Below are 22,900 nucleotides of genomic sequence, written 5' to 3'. Positions count from 1 at the left end.
AGACCGCACCATCAACGAGTGCTCGATCGCCCCACGTCCCACGAGGACCTCGTCGACCACCTGGTCCGCTCGACGCCGCTGCAGCGCGGCGAGGCGGCCCGGGTGGTGCTGGACGTGCTGGCGTACTTCGACGAGACGACGGAGGAGTTCGTCCGCCGCCGCCACCGCGAACTGCAGTCGGGCGGCCTGAGCAACACGGACATCTTCGAGCGGATCACCCACGAGCTGCCCCGCCGTGCGGTCGCCCCGCGCGAGCTGTCCCTGCGGCAGCTCCGCCGCATCGTCTACGGCTGACCACCACGCGTCGAAGGCCATCGAGCCCGGAACCACACGGAACATCACGGGAGGGACAGACCCCATGTGCGGGATCGTCGGATACATCGGCAAACGAGATGTTGCTCCGCTGCTCCTCGAAGGACTGCAGCGACTGGAGTACCGCGGCTACGACTCCGCCGGTATCGCCATCCACGGCAAGTCCGGCGGGCTGAAGACGGCCAAGGCCAAGGGCCGCGTCCGTGAGCTGGAGGGCAGGCTTCCCAAGCGCTTCGCGGGCACCACCGGGATCGCGCACACCCGCTGGGCCACCCACGGCGCCCCGAACGACATCAACGCCCATCCCCACACCGACGCCGAGGGCACGGTCGCCGTCGTCCACAACGGCATCATCGACAACGCCGCCGAGCTGCGCGCCAAACTCACCGCCGACGGCGTCGAGTTCGCCTCCGAGACCGACTCCGAGGTCCTGGCCCACCTCATCGGCCGCTCCCAGGCAGAGACCCTGGAGGAGAAGGTCCGCCAGGCGCTCCGCCTGATCGACGGCACCTACGGCATCGCCGTACTGCACGCCTCCTTCCCCGACCGGATCGTCGTCGCCCGCAACGGCTCCCCCGTGGTCCTGGGTATCGGCGAGCACGAGATGTTCGTCTCCTCGGACGTGGCCGCCCTCGTCAGCCACACCCGCCAGGTCGTCACCCTCGACGACGGTGAGATGGCCACGCTCAAGGCCGACGACTACCGCACGTACACCACCGAGGGCAGCCGTACCGCTGCCTCGCCGACCACGGTGGAGTGGGAGGCCGAGTCCTACGACATGGGCGGCCACGACACGTACATGCACAAGGAGATCTCCGAACAGGCCGACGCCGTGGACCGCGTGCTGCGCGGCCGGATCGACGACCGGTTCTCCACCGTGCACCTGGGCGGGCTGAACCTCGACGCGCGCGAGGCACGCGGGGTGCGCCGGGTGAAGATCCTCGGCTGCGGCTCGGCGTACCACGCGGGCCAGATCGGCGCCCAGTTGATCGAGGAGCTGGCGCGCATCCCCGCGGACGCGGAGCCGGCGAGCGAGTTCCGCTACCGCAACGCGGTGGTGGACCCCGACACCCTCTACATCGCCACCAGCCAGTCCGGCGAGACGTACGACACACTCGCCGCGGTCCAGGAGCTGAAGCGCAAGGGCGCCCGGGTGCTGGGCGTGGTCAACGTGGTGGGCAGCGCCATCGCGCGGGAGACCGACGGAGGCGTCTACGTCCACGCGGGCCCCGAGGTCTGCGTGGTCTCCACCAAGTGCTTCACCAACACCGCGGTCGCCTTCGCGCTTCTGGCCCTGCACCTCGGCCGCATCCGCGACCTGTCGGTCGCCGACGGCAAGCGGATCATCGCGGGTCTGCGCAAGCTGCCGGAGCAGATCGCCGAGATCATGCGGGGCGAGGAGGAGATCAAGAAGCTGGCGGCGCAGTACGCGGACGCCAAGAGCATGATGTTCGTCGGCCGGGTCCGCGGCTACCCGGTCGCCCGCGAGGCATCGCTGAAGCTCAAGGAGGTCAGCTATGTGCACGCGGAGGCGTACCCCGCATCGGAGTTGAAGCACGGTCCGCTCGCGCTGATCGAGCCGGCGGTGCCGACGGTGGCGATCGTGCCCGACGACGACCTGCTGGAGAAGAACCGCGCCACGCTGGAGGAGATCAAGGCACGCAGCGGCCGGATCCTGGCCGTGGCGCACCAGGAGCAGGAGAAGGCCGACCACACGCTCGTGGTGCCGAAGAACGAGGTGGAGCTGGACCCGATCCTGATGGGCATCCCGCTCCAGCTTCTCGCCTACCACTCCGCGCTGGCGCTGGGCCGCGACATCGACAAGCCGCGGAACCTGGCCAAGTCCGTGACGGTGGAGTGATCGACGGTACGGCCGCCCGGAGGGTGTGATCCGCCGAGCGGCCGCGGAGTGGTCCCCGGCGCGCGCCACCGAAGCGCCGGGGGCCTCCCGTCGGACCGGCTTCGCCGCCCCCGCCCTGGGGTGGAGGCGTCCCAGGCCGGTCCCTGCTGCCTAGCCGGAGACCGTCACGCCCGGGTCGGCAGCGCGTCCGGGCCGGGCTGCCGGCCAGGAGGCCAGGGGCGCCGTGGCCGTGTACCACGCACCGGCGCCCGACAGTACGGCCGCCCATCCGCCGGCCTGCGCGAGCCCGTCGTTCCCGGCGAACTGGGCGACGGCGAGCAGGAGCAGGGAGACGCACAGGAGTCCGTGGACGCCCTGGGCGAGACGGCCGGCGCTCGCCGCGCCGAGTGTGAGGGTCAGGGCGAGCAGGGCGAAGAGGACCAGGAAGAGGCCGGTGGCCTCCGCGGATGCCTCGGCTCCGGCGCCGCGGCCCCAGGTGAACCAGAAGGCCCCCAGAGCGGCGAACGCCGTGCCGTTCGGGGCGTTGCCCGCCCGGAGTTCCATCAGTCCGGCGACGAACAGCGTGACACCCCCGACCCAGACGGCCAGGGTGACGGCATCAGCGGCGCTCACGCCGTCGATCACACCGGTGTGACCGAGGCCGAACGCCAACAGGGTGAGTCCGAGCGAGAGTTGACCCAGAGTCGAGGCACTGCCTCGTCCCGCGGCGACGCCATTGTCCACAGCGGGCTCCCTTCGTGCGGTTGTGCTTCGTCCGATGGCGGATAACTACCCCTCGCGCAGGCGCAATCCACCTCTACGCGCGGGTAGCCGGACCGGAGCACCAGCCACCACCGACCCATCTCACCTGCGGGAACGCGGAGTTGTGACGCATGTGGACCCGTGGTGCCCGAGGGAGAACGGAACGCACGCAAGGAAGAACCGAACAGGCCGATGGAGGAGCCCGAAGACCCGGCGGAACGGGAGGAGTTGCGGCGCGACGCCTACGGGATGACGATGACGGGGCGCTGTGCGCGCCGCGCGAGCCGCCCCGCCACCGAGCCGAAGATCCGGCCGACCAGCCCGTGCGTGGAGCCGACCACGATCGCGTCGGCCGAGTACTCCCGGCCGACCTCTTCCAGTTCGTGGCAGATGTCCCCACCCCGCTCGACGAGGATCCAGGGCACCTCGGACAGATAGTCCGCGCAGGCGAGTTCGAGGCCGAGGACCTCGGTGCGGTGGTCCGGAACGTCCACGAAGACGGGCGGTTCGCAGCCCGCCCACACCGTCGTCGGCAGCCGGTTGGCGACATGCACGATGATCAGGCCCGAGCCCGACCGCACGGCCATGCCGATCGCATAGGCGAGGGCCCGCTCGCTGGAGGTCGAGCCGTCGAAGCCCACCACGACCCCGTGCCGGAACGCCGGATCGCAAGGATGGCGTGACTCTTCCGCCGCTTCGAGGGGCGCTGTCGGATCAGCGACCTGCTTGCGGTCCGCTGGTTCGGGAATCTCGTGACCGGCCATCGGTGTCTCGGCGAAGGATGTCCTCTTGGGAGGGGAACGACAGTTGACGGAGCGGTTCGGACCTGGTGGATCGTCCGGGAATCATCTTCCCAATCCCTTACCCACAAGGGTACGGCGACACTCCCCACCTGCCCAGGGCCCACAGCCCCGCACGGGAGCGGGGCGATGCGGCAGCCGCGGTACGGCTTCACGGGAGCATGCCGGAGCGGCGCCCGTAACGCAATGCCCCCGTGTGATGACTCACAGCGCCTATCGCGTCACACTGCGGTCATCAGCGCAGACGTCGCCGCCGATCGTCCGGATCCGTACTATCGCTCTCATGATCAGGGACTCCGGCGGACCGGATGCGGGGGCGGAGGGAAGGGGGGCTCACACCGGCGCACGGTCAACTTCCGTGCGCCGGGGGCGTACGCCGGTCGACTCCCAGCCCCGTCGCCCGTGCCTCCGAATTTTTTCGGCCAACTTCACGCAACCACACATGAGTTGCAGGAACGGTTCCCGAACCCCTGCGCGACGGGGACGGAACGGGGTGTCCCGGGCGTAAGCACCCCATCGACCGGGGGCGGGAACGTGAGGCGCACTTCCCAGAGGCGCCATCGAGTGCAACGCTTCGTGATCGAATGCTTCACGCCAAGTTGTCATGTCGACATAGCGGTGGGTGGTGAACTTGTCACGCCGGCCTCGTACGACGCAGTAGATTCGATCTTGGCCATTCACTGCGGGGGACTTGTGCAGGACCGAGGGGAAACGTGCAGGAGCGACCTAACCGAGGAGCCGCGACCACCGAGGGGGGCTTAGTGCCATGAGCCAGGACTCCACGACCGCACCGGAGGCCGCGCGGAAGCTCTCCGGGCGTCGCCGCCGGGAGATCGTCGCAGTGCTGCTCTTCAGCGGCGGGCCCATCTTCGAAAGCTCCATCCCGCTTTCCGTGTTCGGCATCGACCGCCAGGACGCCGGGGTACCCCGGTACCGGCTGCTGGTGTGCGCCGGCGAGGACGCGCCACTGCGCACCACGGGCGGCCTCGAACTGACGGCGCCGTACGGCCTCGACGCGCTGTCCCGAGCCGGCACCGTCGTCGTACCCGCGTGGCGGTCGATCACCGCGCCGCCACCGGCCGAGTCCCTGGACGCGCTGCGCCGGGCGCACGAGGAGGGCGCGCGGATCGTCGGGCTGTGCACCGGCGCGTTCGTGCTGGCAGCGGCCGGACTGCTGGACAGCCGGCCCGCGACGACGCACTGGATGTACGCGCCGACGCTGGCCAAGCGCTATCCGTCCGTCCATGTGGACCCGCGCGAGCTGTTCGTCGACGACGGCGACGTCCTGACCTCGGCCGGGACGGCGGCGGGCATCGATCTGTGCCTGCACATCGTGCGGACCGACCACGGGGCGGAGGCCGCGGGCGCGCTCGCCCGGCGGCTGGTCGTCCCGGCGCGGCGCAGCGGCGGCCAGGAGCGCTATCTCGACAGGTCTTTACCGGAGGAGATCGGCGCGGACCCGCTCGCCGAGGTCGTCGCGTGGGCGCTCGAGCATCTGCACGAGCAGTTCGACGTGGAGACCCTGGCGGCCCGCGCCTACATGAGCCGGCGCACCTTCGACCGGCGTTTCCGCTCCCTCACTGGGAGCGCTCCCCTGCAGTGGCTGATCACCCAGCGGGTGCTCCAGGCCCAGCGGCTGCTGGAGACCTCGGACTACTCCGTGGACGAAGTCGCGGGCCGCTGCGGCTTCCGCTCGCCCGTCGCGCTGCGCGGCCACTTCCGGCGCCAGCTCGGCTCCTCGCCGGCCGCTTACCGGGCGGCGTACCGGGCGCGCAGGCCGCAGAACGGCTCGCCCGAGCGGATGGAGATCGCGGAGCAGCGGGGACCCTCGGATCCGTTGGCCGCGTCCGTACCGGTCCGGCGGCACGGACCGGGCGGAGGCTACGGCGGACACGGGAGCGCGGGGTACGAGCCGGGCAAACCGGATTCGGACGCCTACGCTCCGCGACTGGCCGAGCAAGGCGGGCACGGCGGGCGCATATCCGGGCGTCCGTCGGTCCCCGGTCAGCGTGACCGCCCCGTAGGGTGAGACACATGAACGATCGCATGGTGTGGATCGACTGCGAGATGACCGGCCTCTCGCTGTCGAGTGACGCGCTCATCGAGGTGGCCGCACTGGTCACCGACTCGGAGCTGAACGTGCTCGGTGACGGGGTGGACATCGTGATCCGCCCGCCCGCCGAGGCGCTCGCCACCATGCCCGAGGTGGTGCGGCACATGCACACGGCCTCCGGGCTGCTCGACGAGCTGGACGGCGGCACGACGCTGGAGGACGCCGAGCAGCAGGTGCTGGCGTACGTGCGCGAGCACGTGCCGGAGCGCGGCAAGGCCCCCCTGTGCGGAAACTCCGTCGGCACGGACCGCGGCTTCCTGGCGCGCGACATGCAGACGCTGGAGGACTACCTGCACTACCGGATCGTCGACGTCTCCTCCGTCAAGGAGCTGGCGCGCCGGTGGTACCCGCGGGCGTACTTCAACAGCCCGGAGAAGAACGGCAACCACCGGGCTCTCGCGGACATCCGCGAGAGCATCGCCGAACTCCGCTACTACCGGGAGGCGATCTTCGTTCCGCAGCCCGGCCCGGACTCGGACACGGCGAAGACGATCGCCGCGCGCCACGTCCTCCCAGCGGAACGGTCCGCTCCTGCACCGGACCCGCAACCGGCCGAGTGACGCCTCGCTCCCGGCCCGGACGACCCGCCGCAAAGCCGGGAGCGAGCACTCCGCCGGACCCTGTACACTTTTTCTCGGCCGGTGCGGAAAGCACCGGTCATGGTGGGTATAGCTCAGCAGGTAGAGCACCTGGTTGTGGTCCAGGATGTCGCGGGTTCGAGTCCCGTTACTCACCCTGAGAGATCATCCCCTGGCCCGAGCGCGGGCCAGGGGATGATTTTTTTGCGCCTTCCGCTGCGACGGCCCGCCCACCCCGCCCGTTCCTCAGGAGGACCGGGAGGCGACGCCCCGGGGGGCGTACGAGGCCATCAGCCCACGCCGTACGGCTCATCCCGCCCTCGTCCGCACCGTTCCCGTCCAACTCTGTCTGCAACGGCGTCTGTTGGAGAGGGCCGTCACCGCGCCAGGCGGCGGGCCATCAGTGTGTTGTCGCGCCGTACCGCCGGGCTTCCGTCAGGGGACGGCCGGCTCCGCTCGTACTCCTCGCTGCGCAGCACCTCCCACTCCCCCTTCGCAAGGTCGAGGTCGTCCAGGACCTCCTGCGGCGTCGGGAAGTGGATCTCGGAGCGCTGACGAGATCGAAGCGCCCGTCGGGGAAGGTCTCTGCCAGATCCACCCGCTTCCGGACGATGCGGTCGGCGACGCCTTCCTCCGACGCGTGCGCGGCGGCCCGGGCGAGCGCGACCCGGGCCGGGGGATGTCGGTGGCCGTCACCCTCCATCCCGCCTGTGCGAGCCAGATCGCGTCGGCCCCTTCGCCGCGGCCCAGGTCCAGGGCGTGGCCCGGCGGGAGCCCGGTGGCCTCCCGCATGAGGGCGGTGCTGGGCTTCCCGCTCCCGATGCGGTCGCTCTCCGCATAAGCGTCCGTCCCAGAACTCCGCGCCCGAGGCGGTGTCGTCGGTCATCGGCGTCTCCTCCGTGGTGTACGAACGGGCCGGGGCCTGGGGCCGGGCGGCCGCACCCCCGTCTCGCCGCGCGCGCCCCCACCGGAGGCGCTTCGCAGCCGAGGCCTCCGGGAGACGACAGATTCCATACCGGTCGCGACGGATCCGACCCGTCAGCCGCCCGTACCGCCACCGCGCGGGTCACGATCGGAGTGCGGCGCCGCGAGCGCGGCGCACCACGGGCACGAGCGACGGGGCAGCCGCCCCGGGAACGAGCAGGAGACACCATGGAGTCCTTCCCCCACCCCGGCCAGGGCGCGCTGGTCACCCACCTGCTCATCGTGCGCGACCAGGACGCCTCCCGCGCCTTCTACACGCGCGTTTTCGACGCGGAGGTCGTACGGGAGAAGAATCCCGTGATGCTGCGCCTGTACGGTTCCTGGCTCATCCTCAACAGCGGTGGCGGCCCGACGCCGGACAAGCCGGACGTGACGGCGGTCCCGCCGGAGAGCCACCGGGAGTTCTCCAGCATCCTGAACGTGCGCGTGGCGGACATCGACAGCGCCTACCGGACGCTCTCCGAGCGCGGCGCCCGTTTCCTCACGCCCCCGGTCCAACGCCCGCAGGAGCGGCGCTGCTTCATCGTCGATCCCGACGGGCATCTCATCGAGATCGGCGAGTTCGAGCCGTCGTACCTGGCAGCGCACGGGCTGGAGGCCGAGGACTGAGCCGTACCCCGGCGCCCTCCGCTCAGGACGACTCCCGCACCACCAGCTCCGTCGGCAGGACCAACCGCGGCCGTTCCGGGCGGCGTTCGCCGATCTCCTCCAGCAGGACGCGCGCCATCGCCCGGCCCATCTCCTCGATCGGCTGGCGGACACTCGTCAGGGGCGGGTCCATGTGGCGGGCTATCGGGGAGTCGTCGAAGCCGACGAGGGCGATGTCGTCGGGAACCCTGCGGCCCGACTCCCGCAGCACCTGGCGGGCGCCGGACGCCATCACGTCGGAGGCCGCGAAGACCGCGTCCGGGCCGGGCGTACGGTCCAGCAGCTCGCGCATGGCCCGCCGGCCGCCGTCCTCGGTGAAGTCGGCGGACACGATCAGCGCGTCGTCCTCCGGCAGGCCCGCAGCGGCCAGCCCCCCGCGGTAGCCGTCGAGGCGGCAGCGTGCCGCGTGCATGTCGAGGGGCCCGGTGATCGTGGCGATCCGGCGCCGGCCGCGCGCGAGCAGATGCTCCACGGCCGTACGGGCTCCGCCGGTGTTGTCCGAGTCGACGTACGCGACGGGTTCGCCGGCCGTGCGGCGGCCGCCGAGCACCGCGGGCATCCCGATCTGCTCCAGCAGGTCGGGCAGCGGGTCGTCGGCGTGCACGGAGACCAGCAGGACGCCGTCCACGCGGTGGCCGCTCAGATACTGGGCGAGGCGCTGCCGCTCCTTGGGCGTCCGGATGAGGATGAGCAGCAACTGCATCTCGGTGTCGGCGAGTTCGGCGCCGACACCCTGGATGACGTCGGAGAAGTACGGTTCGGCGAAGACCCGGGTCTCGGGCTCGGGGATGACGAGGGCGACCGCGTCGGCCCGGTTGCCCGCGAGCGCCCGTGCGGCGCGGTTCGGGGTGTAGCCGAGTTCCGCGACGGCCTCCTCGACGGCGGCGCGGGTCCGGGCGCTGACCCGGGGCGAGCCGTTGATGACCCGGGAGACGGTGCCGCGGCCGACCCCCGCGCGGGCGGCGACCTCCTCGAGCGTGGGTCTGCCTCCGCGGCGCCCGCTGGTGCGTCGTCCGGTCCCCGCCATGTGCGCCTCCAGCCATGCGTCCCGTACCGGGTACCGCGGTGTCATTGAACATCATTTCGAGTGGATCGAGTTGCTCTGGTCCGCAGCCTTGACACCCCATCGGGGAGCCGCAACCCTTCAACACATCACGTCTGGGAGCGCTCCCAAGGTACCGGAGTCCTACACATCCCGTACGTTCCACACCCGAGCCGCAGCACCACTTCCCCCCTGTCGCAAGCCCCTTGGCCGGGAGCGGTACGTCAGTGCAGAGGAGTACGCAATGCGCTCAATGTCCCGCATGCCCCACCGGGTGGTGGTCCTCGCGGCCGTCGCCGCCCTGGGCGCCGGCCTGCTCGCGGGCTGCGCCGACGACAGCGAGGAGCCCGGCGGTGCCGGTCCGGGCGGCAAGGACGGCAAGGGCAGGACCACCGTCACCATCGGGGTGTTCGGCGTCTTCGGCTACAAGCAGGCCGGGCTCTACGACGAGTACGAGAAGTTGAATCCGGGCGTGACGATCAAGGAGACGTCGATCGAGCGGGTCGACCAGTACTACCCGCAGCTCCTGACCCACCTCGGCACCGGCAGCGGGCTGCAGGACATCCAGGCGGTCGAGGTCGGCAACATCGCGGAGGTCGCGCGCCGCCACGCGGACAAGTTCGTCGATCTCGGCCAGGCCAAGGGCGTCGACAAGGCCAGTTTCGTGCCGTGGAAGTGGGCGCAGGCGACCGCCGAGGACGGCAGTACGGTCGGGCTCGGCACCGATATCGGCCCGATGGCGATCTGCTACCGGAAGGACCTGTTCAAGAAGGCCGGGCTGCCGACCGACCGCGACGAAGTCGGCAAGCTGTGGGCGGGCGACTGGCAGAAGTACGTGGACACCGGCAAGGACTACATGGCCGAGGCCCCCAAGGGCACGGTCTTCGTCGACGCCGCCGGCGGCGTCTACAACGCCGCGGTCAACAGCAACGCCGAGCGCTACTACGACAGGAGCGGCAAGCTCGTCCACAAGAAGAGCCCGGCCGTCAAGGAAGCCTGGGGCCTGGCGATGGACGTCATCGAGGGGAAGATGACGGCCAAGCTCAAGCAGTTCGACAAGAGCTGGGACCAGGCGTACGCCAACGGCCGCTTCGCCACCGTCTCCTGCCCGCCCTGGATGCTCGGCTACATCAAGGAGAAGGCCGGCAAGGGCGCCGAGGACCAGTGGGACGTCGCGCCCGCGCCCAAGCCGGCGAACTGGGGCGGCTCCTTCCTCACCGTGCCCGAGGCGGCGAAGAACAAGGACGAGGCCGTGAAGCTCGCCGCCTGGCTGACCGCCCCCGCGCAGCAGGCCAAGCTCTTCGAGAAGCAGGCCAGCTTCCCCAGCTCCCAGGCGGCGTACGACCTCCCGGAGGTCGCCGGTGCGAAGCACGCCTACTTCGACGACGCGCCCATCGGCAAGATCTTCGCCGAGGCCGCCGAGGGCATCCCGACGCTGGTGGTGGGCGAGAAGGACCAGACCCTGCAGACCGCCTTCACCGATGTCGGCATCCTCCAGGTCGAGCAGCAGGGCAAGTCGCCCCGCCAGGGATGGGACGCGGCCATGAAGAACATCGACAACGCGCTGGACCAGTGACGCGCATGACCGTCCAGCAGGACACGGTCGCGCCCCCCGCCCTGGAGGGGGGCGCGGCCCTGCGCGAGCGCCGGGCGGCGGAGCGCCGCAGCCGCCGCTACCGCCGGGACGTGCGGTGGAGCCCGTACGCCTTCGTCGCGCCGTTCTTCCTCTTCTTCACCGCCTTCGGCCTCTTCCCTCTCCTCTACACCGGCTGGTCCTCCCTCCACCGGGTCTCGCTGCACGACCCCACGCACATGGAGTGGGCCGGGCTGCACAACTACACCCGGCTCCTGGAGGACGAGTTCTTCTGGAACGCGCTGCGGAACACCTTCACGATCGGGGTGATCTCCACCGTTCCGCAGCTGCTGATGGCACTGAGCATCGCGCATCTCCTCAACTACCGGCTGCGCGGCTCGATGTTCTTCCGGGTCGCGATGCTCACCCCGTACGCGACGTCGGTGGCTGCGGCGACGCTGGTGTTCGTGCTGCTCTTCGGGCGCGACTACGGCATGGTCAACTGGGCGCTGGGGCTGGTCGGGATCGACACGGTCGACTGGCAGAACGGCGACTGGAGTTCGCAGATCGCGGTGTCCTCGATCGTGGTCTGGCGCTGGACGGGCTACAACGCCCTGATCTATCTGGCCGCCATGCAGGCCGTGCCGAACGATCTCTACGAATCGGCGGCGCTGGACGGGGCCTCGCGGTGGCGGCAGTTCCTGCACGTGACGATCCCGTCGCTGCGGCCGACGATCCTCTTCACCATCGTGGTCTCCACGATCGGGGCCACCCAGCTCTTCGGGGAGCCACTGCTCTTCGGCGGCGCGGGCGGCGAGAAGGGCGGCGCCTCGCACCAGTTCCAGACCCTGGGGCTCTACATGTACGAGCAGGGCTGGTTCAACTTCCACCTCGGCCGGGCCGCGGCCATCGCCTGGGCGATGTTCCTGATCCTGCTCCTGATCTTCCCGCTGTACTTCGCGCTGGTCCGGGCGCTGCGCAAGAACCGTGAGGAGGCGTGATGACGACGACCGCCGTCGCCGGGGAGCCGCGCGCAGCGGGCCGGCGGAACGGGACCGGGGCACCCGGAGGTCCGGGGCGGCCCCGGCGCGTACGCCGGTCGGGCCGCGCCGGTACGGCCGGGCGGCACCTCCACGACGGCAGGATCACCTACGCCGTACTCATCGTCTTCACGGCGGGCTCGCTCTTCCCGCTGCTGTGGACGGCGATCGCCGCATCCCGCACCAACTCCCGGCTGGCGGAGACGCCTCCGCCGTTCTGGTTCGGCGGCCGGCTGCTGCAGAACCTCGAAACGGCCTGGACCGACGCCAACATGGGCCTGGCGCTGCTCAACACGACGATCGTGGCGGGCACGATCACGATCGGGACCGTGCTGTTCTCGACCGTGGCCGGGTTCGCCTTCGCCAAGCTCCGCTTCCGCCTCAAGAATGTGCTGCTGGTGCTGACGATCGCCACGATGATGGTGCCGCCGCAGCTCAGCGTGGTCCCGCTGTTCATGACGGTCGCCGAACTGGAGTGGACGAATCAGCTCCAGGCGGTGATCCTGCCGACGCTCGTCAGCGCCTTCGGGGTGTTCTTCATGCGGCAGTACCTCACCGAGGCGCTGCCGACCGAGCTGATCGAGGCGGCGCGCGTGGACGGCGCGAGCAGCCTGCGGATCGTGTGGCACGTGGTCTTCCCCGTTGCCCGGCCCGCGATGGCGGTGCTGGCGATGCTGACCTTCGTCCAGGCGTGGAACGACTTCTTCTGGCCGATCATCGCGCTGACCCAGGACAACCCGACGGTGCAGGTCGCGCTGACGGGTCTGGGCCGGGGCTACATACCCGACCAGTCGGTCATCATGGCGGGCGCGCTGCTGGGCACCCTGCCCCTGCTACTGGCCTTCACCGTCTTCGGCAAGCAGATCGTGGGCGGGATCATGAACGGCGCGATCAAGGGGTGAGCCGCGGGCCGTGCGGGCGGAGGCGCGCACGGCCCCGAACTCCCGCTTCCGGCCACCTCGTTCGCCCCTCCCCGGCCCCCATCCCCACTCCCTTCCCCTTCCCCCTCCCCTCCCCCGAGCCCAGCAGCCACCCCCTGTCACTCCATTCCGCACCGCCAACCATGGGAGCGCTCACATGACCGCTAGCTTTCCGCCCGGCTTCCTGTGGGGCGCGGCGACCGCCGCATACCAGGTCGAGGGAGCGGCGCAGGAGGACGGCCGCACTCGCTCCATCTGGGACACCTTCAGCCACACCCCCGGCAAGGTGGCCGGGGGCGACACCGGTGACGTCGCCGTCGACCACTACCACCGCTTCCGCGAAGACGTCCGTCTCATGGCCGAACTGAGGCTCGGGGCCTACCGCTTCTCCGTCTCCTGGCCGCGCGTCCAGCCGACCGGCCGCGGCCCCGCCGTCCAGCGCGGCCTGGACTTCTACCGCGCACTCGTCGACGAACTCCTCGCCCACGGCATCACACCGCTCCTCACCCTCTACCACTGGGACCTCCCGCAGGAGCTGGAGTCCGCGGGCGGCTGGCCGGAACGCGACACCGCGTACCGCTTCGCCGACTACGCACGCCTCGTCGCCGACGCACTCGGCGACCGCGTCGAGATGTGGACCACCCTCAACGAGCCCTGGTGCAGCGCCTTCCTCGGCTACGGCTCGGGCGTGCACGCCCCCGGCCGCACCGACCCCGTCGCCGCCCTGCGCGCCGCGCACCACCTCAACCTCGCCCACGGTCTGGGCGCCCAGGCCCTGCGCGGAGCCCTGCCCGCCCGCGCCCGCGTGGCCGTCAGCATCAACCCCGGTGCCGTACGGGCTCTGACGCCCTCGGCGGAGGACGGCGACGCTCAGCGGCGGATCGACGCGCTCGCGACCCGTATCTTCACCGACCCCATGCTCCACGGCCGGTACCCCGCGGACCTCTTCGAGGACACGGCGGGGATCACCGACTGGCAGTTCGTGCGCGACTTCGACCTGAGCGTCATCAAGCACCCCCTGGACGCGCTGGGCATCAACTACTACACGCCCACAGTCGTATCAGCGGCCACTGACAACGAGCCCCCGCGCAAGGACGGCCACGGCGCCGGCGCGCAGTCCCCCTGGCCCGGCGCCGACCGCGTCGCCTTCCACCAGCCGCCCGGCGAACTCACCGCCATGGAATGGTCGGTGGACCCGACCGGCCTGTACGACCTGCTCATGCGGTTCACCCGGGAGGTCCCGCGGGTGCCCCTGCTCGTCACCGAGAACGGCGCCGCGTACGAGGACAAGCCCGATGCCGACGGCGTCGTCCACGACCCGGAGCGGATCGCCTATCTGCACTCCCACCTCGGCGCCGTGCACCGCGCGATCGCCGACGGGGCGGACGTCCGGGGCTACTTCCTGTGGTCGTTCCTGGACAACTTCGAGTGGGCCTACGGCTACGAGAAGCGCTTCGGCGCCGTCCACGTCGACTACGCGACCCAGGCCCGTACGCCGAAGTCCAGCGCCCACTGGTACGCCGACGTGGCGCGCTCGGGCGTACTGCCTCCCGCCTAGGCCGCGCCCTGCGGATCGCACACGCCCCGGCCGGAGGGGGGGTTCCTGGCCGGGGCGGGGCGTGGGGGGTGGCAGCCTGGAAGACGGGATCCGGGGAGGACGGGTTTCAGTCGTTGTACGCAGCAAGTACCCGGGTGAAGGCCAGCTCGTCCTCGGTGACCGAACTGCACGTCGCCCGGGCCGCCTTCTTCGTGCCGTCGGGGCACGGCTTGTCGCGGGTGGCGGACCACATCGAGAGCCACGCCAGGTCCTTGGACTCGGCGAACGCCACCAGTTCCTTCGCGTCGTCCAGCGTGAAGGTCTCGGTGGTGATGTCGTTGAGCCCGATCATGGGGGTGACGGCGAGCGTCTTCCACGCGGCCTCGTCCGACAGGCCCAGCGCGCCCTTGATCTGCTTCTGCGCCGAGGTGGCGGCCTGGATCGCGTACCGGCCCATGTCGTCGCTGAAGCTGGACCCGTAGTCCATCGCCATGATGTTCACGGCGGAGACCTTCACGCCGTTCTTCCGGGCGTCGGTGAGCAGGTCGAGTGCCTTCGGGTTCAGCCCGGCCGGCATCACGGGCAGGGTGTACGACACCTGGAGGTCCGGGTGCTTCTTCTGGAGCCGCGCGACGGCCTGCGCGCGGCGGGTGTTGGCCGCCGTGTCGGCCAGCGCGTCGTGCTCGACGTCGAAGTCGATCTTGGTGAGCCGGTAGGTGTCGATGATCCGGCCGTAGGCGTCGGCGAGCTGGGACACCGACCGGCAGGACCGGGCGAGTTCCGAACCGCCCTGGCCGCCGAACGACAGCCGTACGTCCCCTCCCTGCGCGCGCAGGTCGTCGATCTGCCCGGCCACCGCGTTGTCGGTCAGCGCCGACTTGCCGCCCCACTTCGGCGTGCACCCGTCGCCGGGGCTGATGAAAGCGAGGTTGAACTCCTTCACCCCGGTCTTCCGCGCCGTGTCCACCATGTCGTAGGGCGGGGAGAGCGTGGTGTCGATGTACGGGGCGAAGCGCGCGTGCGGCGGGCGCGGGTCCTTCGTCTTCGTCGGCGAGGGCTCCCGGGTCCGCTCCGGCTGCGAGGACGACGTGCGGGGCTTGCCGGACGGGCCGTGCCCCTCCTCGTCGTCCGTGCCCGTCAGCAGGTACACGCCCCCGCCCACGACGGCGGCTGCGGCGACGACCGCTCCGGCCGTCACGGCCGTACGGTTCGTCCCGCGCCCGTGCGCCCTGCTCATGGCGTCGTGGCCCCTTCCCGCGTCCGAGTGTCTGTACGAGCACGCTAACGCGCGCGCGAACGGGACAGGCCAAGATCGGGGACGGAGGTGAGACTTCTTACAGATCGCCCGCCGGGCGCATGCCTCCGGCCTTCCGGCCGCCGGTCGCCCCGGCCGCCTTCCGCCCCCGCCCGCGCCCGCGCCCGCGCCGGGCGACGCGGTGTCCCCGGCCGCCCGGGAGGAGACGCCGCCGCCCGTCGAGCCCGAGCCGGACGCGTACCTCCGTACCGCCCAGCACCGAGGGCCCGATGCGTACGTCACCGCCCGTGGACTCGGCGACCCGGCGGACGATGTCGAGCCCGAGTCCGGTCGAGCCGGGGCGGCCGTCGCCGTGGCCGCGCCGCAGCGCCGCGCCCGGGTCCTCGATCCCGGGTCCGGCGTCCGAGACGAGCACGATCACCGCGTCCTCGCCGTTGTGCACGTCCACGGAGAAGGCGGTGCCCTCGGCGGTGTGCCGGAAGACGTTGCCGAGCATCGCGTCGAGGGCGGCGGCCAGTTCGGGGCGGGCCACCGGCACGCGCGCCGGCCGCTCGACCCCGGCCGTCCGCACCCTCCGGCCCTCGTCCTCGGCGAGCGCGGACCAGAAGCCCATGCGTTCGCGGATCACCTCGGACGCGTCGCACCCGCTGCCCGCCCCCAGCGGGCCCTGCGTCTGCGGCTTCTGCTCGCGCGCGGTGCGGATGATCCGGTCGACCTCGCCCTCGAGTCGGGCGACGGCCGTCCGGGTCTGGTCGGCGGCGGCACTGTCGCCCAGCGAGGCGGCGTTGAGCCGCAGCACGGTCAGCGGGGTGCGCAGCCGGTGGGAGAGGTCGGCGGCCAGTTCCCGCTCGTTGGCGAGCAGTTGGACCACCTGGTCGGCCATGCAGTTGAACGCGACGGCGGCGGCGCGCAGTTCGGCGGGCCCCCGTTCGGGGACGCGCGCGGCGAGGCGTCCCTCGCCCAGGTCGTGCGCGGCGCCCGCGAGTTCCTCCGCGGGCCGGACCATCCGGGTGCCGAGCCGGTCGGCGACGGCGACGGCACCGACGATGAGGGCGAGGCCGACGACGGCGAGGACGGCCCAGGCGGTGGTGACGCCGTTGGTGACCTCGCTGTCGGGCACGAACACCTCGACGACGGCGACCTGTCCGGAGCCGATGGCGGTGGGCTGGAGCAGCGCGTAGCCGCCGGGCACCGAGGAGATGGAGGCGCGGCCCATCCGCGTCACGGTCGCCAGGTCGGCGTCGGTGACGCGGCGCTTGCCGATCTCCACGGCGGCTCCGTCGCCGGGCCCGTCCTGCCGGGCGCCCGTACCGCCGGACCCGGCACCTCCCGCCGGGACATGGACCGCCATCCGGCCCTCCGCCCACAACTCCGTACTGGCGACGGCACGCTGCAGCGGCCTGCGGTCGGTGGTGATGGCGAGTGCCGGGCCCAGGGTGGCGGCCTGGCGCTCGGCGTTGGAGAAAGCCCGGTCGCGCGCCATCTCCTTGACGACGAGCCCGAGCGGGACGGCGAACGCCACCACGACCATGGCGGTGACGGCCAGGCACACCTTGACCAGGGCCCATCTCATCGCGACTCCTCCCGGGAGCCGGAGCGTCGGCGGGCCGGTGGACCCGCGGGCCCGCCCCTCACGCGGGAGGCTCCAGCTTGACCCCGACGCCCCGCAGGGTGTGCAGATAGCGGGGCTTGGCGGCCGTCTCCCCCAGCTTGCGTCGCAGCCAGGACAGATGGACGTCGATGGTCTGGTCGTCCCCGTACGACAGGTGCCAGACCTCGGCGAGCAACTCCTTGCGGGCCACGACCACTCCGGGCCTCTCGGCGAGGAAGGCCAGCAGGTCGAACTCGCGGCGCGTGAGGTCCAGGGCGGTCCCGTCCAGCTCCGCCTGGCGCCGCAGCCGGTCGATCTCCAGCCCGCCGACGCGGATCGCCCGGGGCGGCGGCCCGTCGCCCGCATGGCCCCGCGCGCGGCGCAGCACAGCGGCGATCCTGGCGGAGAGGTGGTCCACGGAGAACGGTTTCACCAGGTAGTCGTCGGCACCGTCGTTGAGGAGCCGGACGATCTCGGACTCCTCGTCGCGCGCCGTGGCGATGATCACCGGGACGTCGGTGACCCCGCGCAGCATCTTCAGGACCTCGGCCCCGTCGAGGTCGGGCAGTCCGAGGTCCAGCACGACGACGTCGAACCGGACATGGGCCACCTCACGCAGCGCCTCGAGCGCCGTGCCCACGCTCCGCACGGTGTGGGACGCCTCGGTGAGGTGCCGGATGAGGGCTGAGCGCACGAACTGGTCGTCCTCGACCACGAGCACACTTGCCATGCGCGGCACCGTACGCCATCCCCGCAGCGGACGTCCCGCCCTCCGGGCATCGCCGGGAACCGCCGAGTGCGGCAGTATGAGCCGCATGCGACGAGGGCTCGTACACGCCGTGGCGTGGACGCTCGCCACGGGTGCGGCGGTGACGCTGTCGTGGTGGGGCGTCCACACCGTGCTCGCCGGGACGGCGTACGACCCGCCGCGTGCGCTCCCGTTGACCGCCGACGCCACCGAGCGCACGGGAGCGGCGGGCGGCGCGGAACCGGAGTCCTCGTCCACCCGCCGCCCCGAACGCCCGTCCGACTCGGGGTCGTCGGGTGACGGACCGTCGGAGCCGCAGGCGAAGAAGCCCGGGCGCCCCACCGCCACGGGACCGGGCTCCGGATCGTCCGCGGCGAGCGGTGAGGTGAAGAGCTACGACGCCACGGGCGGCCGCGCCGTCTTCGAACTCGGCCGGTACTCGGCCGAGTTGGTCTCCGCGACACCGGATGCCGGATGGCGGGTCCAGGTCTGGAAGCAGTCCGAGTGGATCCGGGTGAACTTCACGAAGGACGCGCGGACGACCTCGGTCTTCTGCACCTGGAACGGCCACGCGCCGACGGTCCAGGTCGTCGGCGGATGAGCCGACGCGACGCCTGACTCTTGCGTCCGGCGTACCGGGCGGGGGACGCGAGCGGCCAGGCCGAGGGTGCCCGGGCGGCCGGGCCGAGAGTGCCCGGGCGGAGAGCGCCCCCGTCACCCGTCCGTCACTCGAAGGCGTCCTCCGGCGGCGCGGGTGACGGCCGTGCCGCCGCGTCGCTCACCGGGACCGCGCCGCCGGTGAAGTCCGACAGAGCCTTCCCGTGCTCCACGCGCCCCAGTTCGGGGTCACCGGCGGCCCTGCGGGTGAGGTCGCTGACGGGCAGTGGCCGGTCCGAGGCCAGCAGAACGGCGTTGCCGAACCGCAGTCCGCGCAGCACCGCCGGGTCGGCCACCACGCACATCTCCGGGAACGCCGTGCCCACGGTGGCGATCTGCGCGCGCAGATGGGCCAGCGGGGGCCCGTCGGCGAGGTTCGCGGCGTAGAAGCCGCCCGGCCGCAGAGCCCTGCGTACCTCGGACGCGAACTCGGTGCTCGTCAGGTGCGCGGGCGTACGGGCCCCACCGAAGACGTCCAGAATGATCAGGTCCGCCCAGCCCTCGGGCACCTTGGCGAGCCCGGCCCGTGCATCGCCGCCCCGGACCCGGATCCGCCAGCCGCTCTCCAGTGGCAGCTCGCGCCGGACGAACTGGACCAGCCGGGCGTCGAGTTCGACCACCTGCTGGGTGGAACGGGGCCGTGTGGACGCGATGTACCGCGCGAGGGTGAAAGCACCACCGCCCAGATGCAGCGCCTGGACGGGCCGGCCGGGCGGTGCGGCCAGATCGGCGATGTGGCCGAGCCTGCGCTGGTACGCGAAGCCGAGGTACGCCGGATCGTCCAGGTCCACATGGGACTGCGGGGCGCCGTCGACGAGCAGGGTGCGGGCCCGTGGCCGGTCGGGGTCGGGGACGAGTTCGGCGACGCCGCCGTCCACCTCCTCGGTGACCGTCTCGGCACCGCGCCGTCTGCCCTTCGCCATGCCTCCAGTATCGCGGGGCGCGGCCCGCCCGGTCCGTACGGGGTGCTCAGCCGGTGGTACAGGGCGCGGTGGCCCCGAGGCGTTCCGCGAACGCCGCCTCGGAGGTGCTGCGGAAGGTGGCGGGCATGGGCGGCGGCAGCGGGGCCCGCACGCATGGGCGTGCGCAGACGTGCGGCGGAGAGTTCGGCTCCGGCGCGGGCCGGTGGCGAGACGCGGCCCGAGGGGCGGCCCCGACGCGGAGGCCCGACATGGGGCAGCACGGGCACGACGCGGGGCCCAAGAGGGGTGACCCAGGGCGCCGATGGCACGTCCGGCTCAGCTGCAGCCGTCCGCGGCCTCGATCAGGCGGGCGGCCTCGCCCAGCGCGGCCCGCAGCACCTCCGGGTCGGTGACGGCGTTGTCACCGGCAGGCGGCACCAGCCAGCCCTCCCCCTCCGACTCCTCGGTGACCAGCGGCAGTCCGCGCCCGGCGGTCTGGGTACAGGCGCTGCCCGGGACGTCCCACGCGTCGGCCGTCCCGGGCGGCACGAGGAAGCCGAGGGTGTCGCCGCCACCGTCCAGCAGCACGGGACCCACTGCAGCGGCCTCGGCGTCCGCGCATCCGGGAGGGACCCCGGGCCCGACGGCCCGCCGCAGGATGTCGACCGCCTCCAGGCCCTGACGCGCCGGGACGGTCACGAGATCACACCCGTCGCCTGCGTCGTCGGACGCCCGGCTGAAGTCCGGGCTGGGGTGATGCTGGGCAGTCGTCTGCGAACCACTGATGTCCACGCCGGCCTCCACCACGAGTAACCCCTCCTCCAAGAGAAGCGCCGCCGCTCCTCTCCAGGGTTCAACGCGGAGCGGCGTCAACGGCTACGGCGGCACGCCGCCGTAAAGGATGGCACTTCATGGCAGATCGTGGGTGAGATATCCGGTTTGTAGCCAAACCCTGGGTATTGCCGGTGTCACACCAGGTACGGTCTGCCTCGCCGGTCCGGGCGTCCCCGACGGTTCCACACCGTCCTGTCGCACACGGAAACGGCGGCCCAGAGATCCCGCCCCCTTACGGGGCGGAGCACCGCCAGGGAGAGGGCTCGGCCATGGCCATGCCGTCTGCGTCTTCGTCACCGTCCTCGCGGGGCACCGCCGCGCGCCCCGCATCGCAGCCGAACACGGCTTTCCGGCGCCTGCGCGGCACGCGGTCTCCGGGAGAGTTCGCCGCCGCCGTACGCCGCGCGGCACGCGACATCGGGGAACAGGTCTCCTGCGACGCGCGCTACATCGGGCGCGTGGAGTCGGGGGAGATCCGGTGCCCCAACTACGCCTACGAGCGTGTGTTCCGGCACATGTTCCCGGACCGCACGCTCGCGGACATGGGCTTCGCGGCCCGCGAGGACGTGCGCGGGCGGGGGGCCCGCGCGTATGGCATCGTGCCCGCGGCTCGTAACGAACCACATCCCCCTGTCACCACCCACGAGGAGAGCGACGTGCTGCGTCGCGCATTCATGACCGGCGGCCCCGCCGCCGCCCTGGCCGCAGGATCCCTGGGGCTGGGCTTCTCCCGGCCGCCCCGGCGTGCCGGGGAGACCGAGGCGGCGGAGGTCGAGGAGGCCGTACGCCGAATCCGCCTGCTCGACGACCGGCACGGCGCGGACGGTCTCTACCGGCGGGCGGCCCAACCGCTGCGCACCGCCTACGCCCTGCTCGACGCGGACACCCGCCGCCAGTCCACGGCCGACCGGTTGCACGCAGGGGCCGGCGAACTCGCCATCTCCGTCGGCTGGCTGGCCCACGACTCGGGCCGCTTCGCCGACGCCCGCTCGCACTACGGCGAGGCACTGGCGACGGCGCGGGTGGCGGGCGACGCCGCCCTGGAGGCGCACGCGTTCTGCAACACCGCGTTCCTGGCGCGCGACGCGGGACGCCCGCGCGAGGCCGTACGCGCCGCCCAGGCGGCACAGCGGGCGGCGAAGCACCTGTCCTCGCCGCGTCTGATGTCGCTGCTCGCGCTGCGCGAGGCGGGGGGCTGGGCGCGGCTCGGCGACCGCGCGGCGTGCGAGGACGCGCTGCTGCGCGCCCACACGCTCTTCGGACGCGGCCCGTCGGACCAGGACCCGGAGTGGATGACCTTCTACGGCGAGGCCGAGTTGGAGGGGCTGGAGGCGCAGTGCTGGTCCGCGCTGGGCGAATGGGGGCGCGCCGCTGACCACGCGCGCCGGGCCGTGTCCCTTCAGGACTCCCATTTCGCGCGCAACATCGCGCTGTTCACGGCGGAGCTGGCGGGGAACCTCGCGCGCGACGGAGCCCCGGACGAGGCGGCGCACTCGGGGAGGCGGGTGCTGCGGCTGCTGGACCAGGTCCAGTCGTCCCGTATCCGCGCGATGCTGGACACCACGGCGGAGTTCCTCCGCCGGCGCCACGCGGACTCGGCGCCGGTGGCCGACTTCCTGGCCCTGCACGCGGCGACGGCGCACGCCTAGGCGGCGGGCGCTCGGGTCAGGTCACGCTCGGGTGGCGGGCGCTTGAGCGAGGTCACGCTCCGGCGCCCGGGCCGCGGGCACGGATCGTCACCGCCGCGGGCGCGCGCAGGGGGACGCGCGCCGGGGTGACGCCGTACGCGACCCCGCACGCACGCGCGCATCAACTCAACGCCGCTGACCGTCCGTTCGGGTATCCGGCGCGTGCGCGGTGGGTGCGGATGCCGACGATCCAGGACCGGCGCCCTCCGCTGCGCGGCGGAGGGCGCCGGTCATCCGCGCGCTTCAGCGCGGAGCGAGCTGCCCGGCGAGGTCGATGTGGCCGAGGTCGTTCCAGCGCTCCAGCGCCGTCTCGCCGTAGGCCCACCCCAGGATCGACAGCGACGTCGGGTCCAGCTGGATGCGGGCGGCGAAGGACACATGGCGTCCGAGCCAGCGCGCCGCCAGCGCCCTGAGGATGTGCCCGTGCGCGAAGACCAGCACGTCGCGGTCCGCCGAGCACGCCCACTCCACCACCGCGTCCGCCCGGCGCGCGAGTTCGTCGAGCGTCTCCCCCTCCGGCACCCCGTCCCTCCAGACGAACCACCCGGGACGCTGCGCCTGGATCTGCGCCTGGGTGAGGCCCTCGTACGCGCCGTAGTCCCACTCCATCAGCACGTCCCACGGTTCGGCCCGGTCCCCGAACCCGGCCAGATCGCAGGTCTCCGAGGCCCGGGAGAGCGGGCTCGTCCGGACCTCCGCGTCCGCCAGGCCGTCGAACGGCGCCCGGTGCAGCCGCTTGCCGACGAGCTCGGCGCCGCGCCTGCCCTCGTCCAGCAGGGGGATGTCGGTACGGCCGGTGTGCCTGCCGGACGTCGACCACTCCGTCTTTCCGTGCCGGACCAGCAGGATGCGCGGTGCCATGGAGACCTCTTCACTCGACGAACGTGCGGTGCGGTGGCGCCTTTGCGGCTTTTGCGGCGCCGAATTCCATCATCGCTCACCGCTTCCCGGTGAACCTGGCGGGCGGTCTCCGCGTCTTCCCTCTCGCACACCGGCAAGGCGGGGGCCAACGGCAGGCGAACGTGGTGCTACGGCGTCGCCAGGGCGGTGTGTACCGGATCCGGCTTACACCGTAC

19 protein-coding genes, 1 tRNA gene and 2 pseudogenes are annotated in these 22,900 nt (G+C 72.0%); 12 read left to right on the top strand and 10 right to left on the bottom strand.

The genetic code is table 11. The annotated features are described in order from the left end of the window. Positions 1-18: 18 nt before the first annotated feature. Both ABZ822_RS09385 and glmS read left to right on the top strand, forming a co-directional pair. Positions 19-294, top strand: a complete 276-nt coding sequence (locus tag ABZ822_RS09385; protein ID WP_360849429.1) for a hypothetical protein — start codon at positions 19-21, stop codon at positions 292-294. 64 nt (positions 295-358) lie between these two features. Continuing rightward, positions 359-2,173: a glutamine--fructose-6-phosphate transaminase (isomerizing) gene (gene glmS / locus ABZ822_RS09380; protein ID WP_360849426.1), complete on the top strand. Its 1,815-nt coding sequence runs from the start codon at positions 359-361 to the stop codon at positions 2,171-2,173. Positions 2,174-2,323: 150 nt separating this feature from the next. On the opposite strand, the gene ABZ822_RS09375 is transcribed toward glmS, so the two are convergent. Then, positions 2,324-2,896 carry an acetate uptake transporter gene (locus ABZ822_RS09375; protein WP_360849423.1) on the bottom strand — a complete coding sequence of 191 codons (573 nt, stop codon included), beginning with the start codon at positions 2,894-2,896 and terminating at the stop codon, positions 2,324-2,326. Positions 2,897-3,156: 260 nt separating this feature from the next. Continuing rightward, positions 3,157-3,678, bottom strand: coding sequence for a universal stress protein (locus tag ABZ822_RS09370; protein WP_360849420.1), 522 nt, complete (start codon positions 3,676-3,678; stop codon positions 3,157-3,159). An 802-nt stretch (positions 3,679-4,480) separates the two neighbouring features. Here ABZ822_RS09370 and ABZ822_RS09365 point away from each other — a divergent pair. The 3 genes from ABZ822_RS09365 (at position 4,481) to ABZ822_RS09355 (ending at position 6,562) form a co-directional block, all read left to right on the top strand. After that, entirely contained in the window at positions 4,481-5,743 is a 1,263-nt protein-coding gene (locus tag ABZ822_RS09365; protein WP_360849417.1) for a helix-turn-helix domain-containing protein, read from the top strand. A 5-nt stretch (positions 5,744-5,748) separates the two neighbouring features. After that, the gene (orn, locus tag ABZ822_RS09360) at positions 5,749-6,387 is read left to right on the top strand and encodes an oligoribonuclease (protein WP_360849414.1); all 639 of its coding nucleotides are present in this window, start codon (positions 5,749-5,751) and stop codon (positions 6,385-6,387) included. Between the two features lie 102 nt (positions 6,388-6,489). Further along, positions 6,490-6,562, top strand: a tRNA-His gene (locus ABZ822_RS09355). A 220-nt stretch (positions 6,563-6,782) separates the two neighbouring features. Here ABZ822_RS09355 and ABZ822_RS09350 read toward each other — a convergent pair. After that, a pseudogene (locus tag ABZ822_RS09350) lies at positions 6,783-7,291 on the bottom strand (methyltransferase domain-containing protein). Positions 7,292-7,557: 266 nt separating this feature from the next. Here ABZ822_RS09350 and ABZ822_RS09345 point away from each other — a divergent pair. After that, entirely contained in the window at positions 7,558-7,998 is a 441-nt protein-coding gene (locus tag ABZ822_RS09345) for a VOC family protein (protein ID WP_360849411.1), read from the top strand. Positions 7,999-8,020: 22 nt separating this feature from the next. Here the strand turns inward: ABZ822_RS09345 and ABZ822_RS09340 are convergent, their stop codons facing one another. After that, positions 8,021-9,064, bottom strand: coding sequence for a LacI family DNA-binding transcriptional regulator (locus ABZ822_RS09340; protein ID WP_360850449.1), 1,044 nt, complete (start codon positions 9,062-9,064; stop codon positions 8,021-8,023). A gap of 259 nt (positions 9,065-9,323) precedes the next feature. Here ABZ822_RS09340 and ABZ822_RS09335 point away from each other — a divergent pair, with 259 nt between their 5' ends. From ABZ822_RS09335 to ABZ822_RS09320, 4 genes are all read left to right on the top strand, one after another. After that, positions 9,324-10,655: an extracellular solute-binding protein gene (locus tag ABZ822_RS09335; protein ID WP_360849408.1), complete on the top strand. Its 1,332-nt coding sequence runs from the start codon at positions 9,324-9,326 to the stop codon at positions 10,653-10,655. Between the two features lie 5 nt (positions 10,656-10,660). Beyond that, on the top strand, positions 10,661-11,653 hold the full coding sequence (locus ABZ822_RS09330) for a sugar ABC transporter permease (RefSeq protein ID WP_360849405.1): 993 nt from the start codon (positions 10,661-10,663) through the stop codon (positions 11,651-11,653). Next, complete coding sequence (locus tag ABZ822_RS09325) at positions 11,653-12,594, top strand: carbohydrate ABC transporter permease (RefSeq protein ID WP_360849402.1); 942 nt, start codon at positions 11,653-11,655, stop codon at positions 12,592-12,594. Before ABZ822_RS09330 ends, ABZ822_RS09325 begins: the two co-directional genes overlap by 1 nt. Positions 12,595-12,769: 175 nt before the next feature. After that, the gene (locus ABZ822_RS09320) at positions 12,770-14,170 is read left to right on the top strand and encodes a GH1 family beta-glucosidase (RefSeq protein ID WP_360849399.1); all 1,401 of its coding nucleotides are present in this window, start codon (positions 12,770-12,772) and stop codon (positions 14,168-14,170) included. Between the two features lie 106 nt (positions 14,171-14,276). Here the strand turns inward: ABZ822_RS09320 and ABZ822_RS09315 are convergent. From ABZ822_RS09315 to ABZ822_RS09305, 3 genes and pseudogenes are all read right to left on the bottom strand, one after another. Then, positions 14,277-15,167: pseudogene (locus ABZ822_RS09315) on the bottom strand (chitinase); the annotation flags it as partial. A 316-nt stretch (positions 15,168-15,483) separates the two neighbouring features. Then, complete coding sequence (locus tag ABZ822_RS09310) at positions 15,484-16,977, bottom strand: HAMP domain-containing sensor histidine kinase (protein WP_360849396.1); 1,494 nt, start codon at positions 16,975-16,977, stop codon at positions 15,484-15,486. Between the two features lie 58 nt (positions 16,978-17,035). Then, positions 17,036-17,725, bottom strand: coding sequence for a response regulator transcription factor (locus ABZ822_RS09305; protein ID WP_360849393.1), 690 nt, complete (start codon positions 17,723-17,725; stop codon positions 17,036-17,038). 76 nt (positions 17,726-17,801) lie between these two features. Between ABZ822_RS09305 and ABZ822_RS09300 the strand changes: the two genes are divergently transcribed. Next, positions 17,802-18,344 (top strand): hypothetical protein, encoded by a 543-nt coding sequence (locus ABZ822_RS09300; protein ID WP_360849391.1) that lies wholly within the window; start codon positions 17,802-17,804, stop codon positions 18,342-18,344. A 124-nt stretch (positions 18,345-18,468) separates the two neighbouring features. Here ABZ822_RS09300 and ABZ822_RS09295 read toward each other — a convergent pair whose 3' ends face one another. Continuing rightward, the gene (locus ABZ822_RS09295) at positions 18,469-19,323 is read right to left on the bottom strand and encodes a fused MFS/spermidine synthase (protein WP_360849388.1); all 855 of its coding nucleotides are present in this window, start codon (positions 19,321-19,323) and stop codon (positions 18,469-18,471) included. A gap of 315 nt (positions 19,324-19,638) precedes the next feature. Beyond that, the gene (locus ABZ822_RS09290) at positions 19,639-20,109 is read right to left on the bottom strand and encodes a hypothetical protein (protein ID WP_360849385.1); all 471 of its coding nucleotides are present in this window, start codon (positions 20,107-20,109) and stop codon (positions 19,639-19,641) included. A gap of 302 nt (positions 20,110-20,411) precedes the next feature. Between ABZ822_RS09290 and ABZ822_RS09285 the strand changes: the two genes are divergently transcribed. Next, the gene (locus tag ABZ822_RS09285; protein WP_360850446.1) at positions 20,412-21,785 is read left to right on the top strand and encodes a tetratricopeptide repeat protein; all 1,374 of its coding nucleotides are present in this window, start codon (positions 20,412-20,414) and stop codon (positions 21,783-21,785) included. Between the two features lie 282 nt (positions 21,786-22,067). Here ABZ822_RS09285 and ABZ822_RS09280 read toward each other — a convergent pair whose 3' ends face one another. Next, the gene (locus ABZ822_RS09280; RefSeq protein ID WP_360849382.1) at positions 22,068-22,685 is read right to left on the bottom strand and encodes a histidine phosphatase family protein; all 618 of its coding nucleotides are present in this window, start codon (positions 22,683-22,685) and stop codon (positions 22,068-22,070) included. Between the last annotated feature and the right edge of the window lie 215 nt (positions 22,686-22,900).

This window comes from Streptomyces sp. NPDC047108, from assembly GCF_040643575.1.
Taxonomy (GTDB): Bacteria; Actinomycetota; Actinomycetes; order Streptomycetales; family Streptomycetaceae; genus Streptomyces.
The sequence above is the reverse complement of the archived record's forward strand: the minus strand, read 5'-3'. Positions and strand labels throughout refer to the sequence as shown.

Coding starts and splice junctions, on each gene's coding strand:
- ABZ822_RS09300 (WP_360849391.1), top strand. CDS start 17,802: ATGAGCCGCATGCGACGAGGGCTCGTACACGCCGTGGCGTGGACGCTC.
- ABZ822_RS09295 (WP_360849388.1), bottom strand. CDS start 19,323: ATGGCGAAGGGCAGACGGCGCGGTGCCGAGACGGTCACCGAGGAGGTG.
- ABZ822_RS09340 (WP_360850449.1), bottom strand. CDS start 9,064: ATGGCGGGGACCGGACGACGCACCAGCGGGCGCCGCGGAGGCAGACCC.
- ABZ822_RS09325 (WP_360849402.1), top strand. CDS start 11,653: ATGACGACGACCGCCGTCGCCGGGGAGCCGCGCGCAGCGGGCCGGCGG.
- ABZ822_RS09365 (WP_360849417.1), top strand. CDS start 4,481: ATGAGCCAGGACTCCACGACCGCACCGGAGGCCGCGCGGAAGCTCTCC.
- ABZ822_RS09335 (WP_360849408.1), top strand. CDS start 9,324: ATGCGCTCAATGTCCCGCATGCCCCACCGGGTGGTGGTCCTCGCGGCC.
- ABZ822_RS09370 (WP_360849420.1), bottom strand. CDS start 3,678: ATGGCCGGTCACGAGATTCCCGAACCAGCGGACCGCAAGCAGGTCGCT.
- glmS (WP_360849426.1), top strand. CDS start 359: ATGTGCGGGATCGTCGGATACATCGGCAAACGAGATGTTGCTCCGCTG.
- orn (WP_360849414.1), top strand. CDS start 5,749: ATGAACGATCGCATGGTGTGGATCGACTGCGAGATGACCGGCCTCTCG.
- ABZ822_RS09345 (WP_360849411.1), top strand. CDS start 7,558: ATGGAGTCCTTCCCCCACCCCGGCCAGGGCGCGCTGGTCACCCACCTG.
- ABZ822_RS09280 (WP_360849382.1), bottom strand. CDS start 22,685: ATGGCACCGCGCATCCTGCTGGTCCGGCACGGAAAGACGGAGTGGTCG.
- ABZ822_RS09310 (WP_360849396.1), bottom strand. CDS start 16,977: ATGAGATGGGCCCTGGTCAAGGTGTGCCTGGCCGTCACCGCCATGGTC.
- ABZ822_RS09330 (WP_360849405.1), top strand. CDS start 10,661: ATGACCGTCCAGCAGGACACGGTCGCGCCCCCCGCCCTGGAGGGGGGC.
- ABZ822_RS09320 (WP_360849399.1), top strand. CDS start 12,770: ATGACCGCTAGCTTTCCGCCCGGCTTCCTGTGGGGCGCGGCGACCGCC.
- ABZ822_RS09285 (WP_360850446.1), top strand. CDS start 20,412: ATGCCGTCTGCGTCTTCGTCACCGTCCTCGCGGGGCACCGCCGCGCGC.
- ABZ822_RS09305 (WP_360849393.1), bottom strand. CDS start 17,725: ATGGCAAGTGTGCTCGTGGTCGAGGACGACCAGTTCGTGCGCTCAGCC.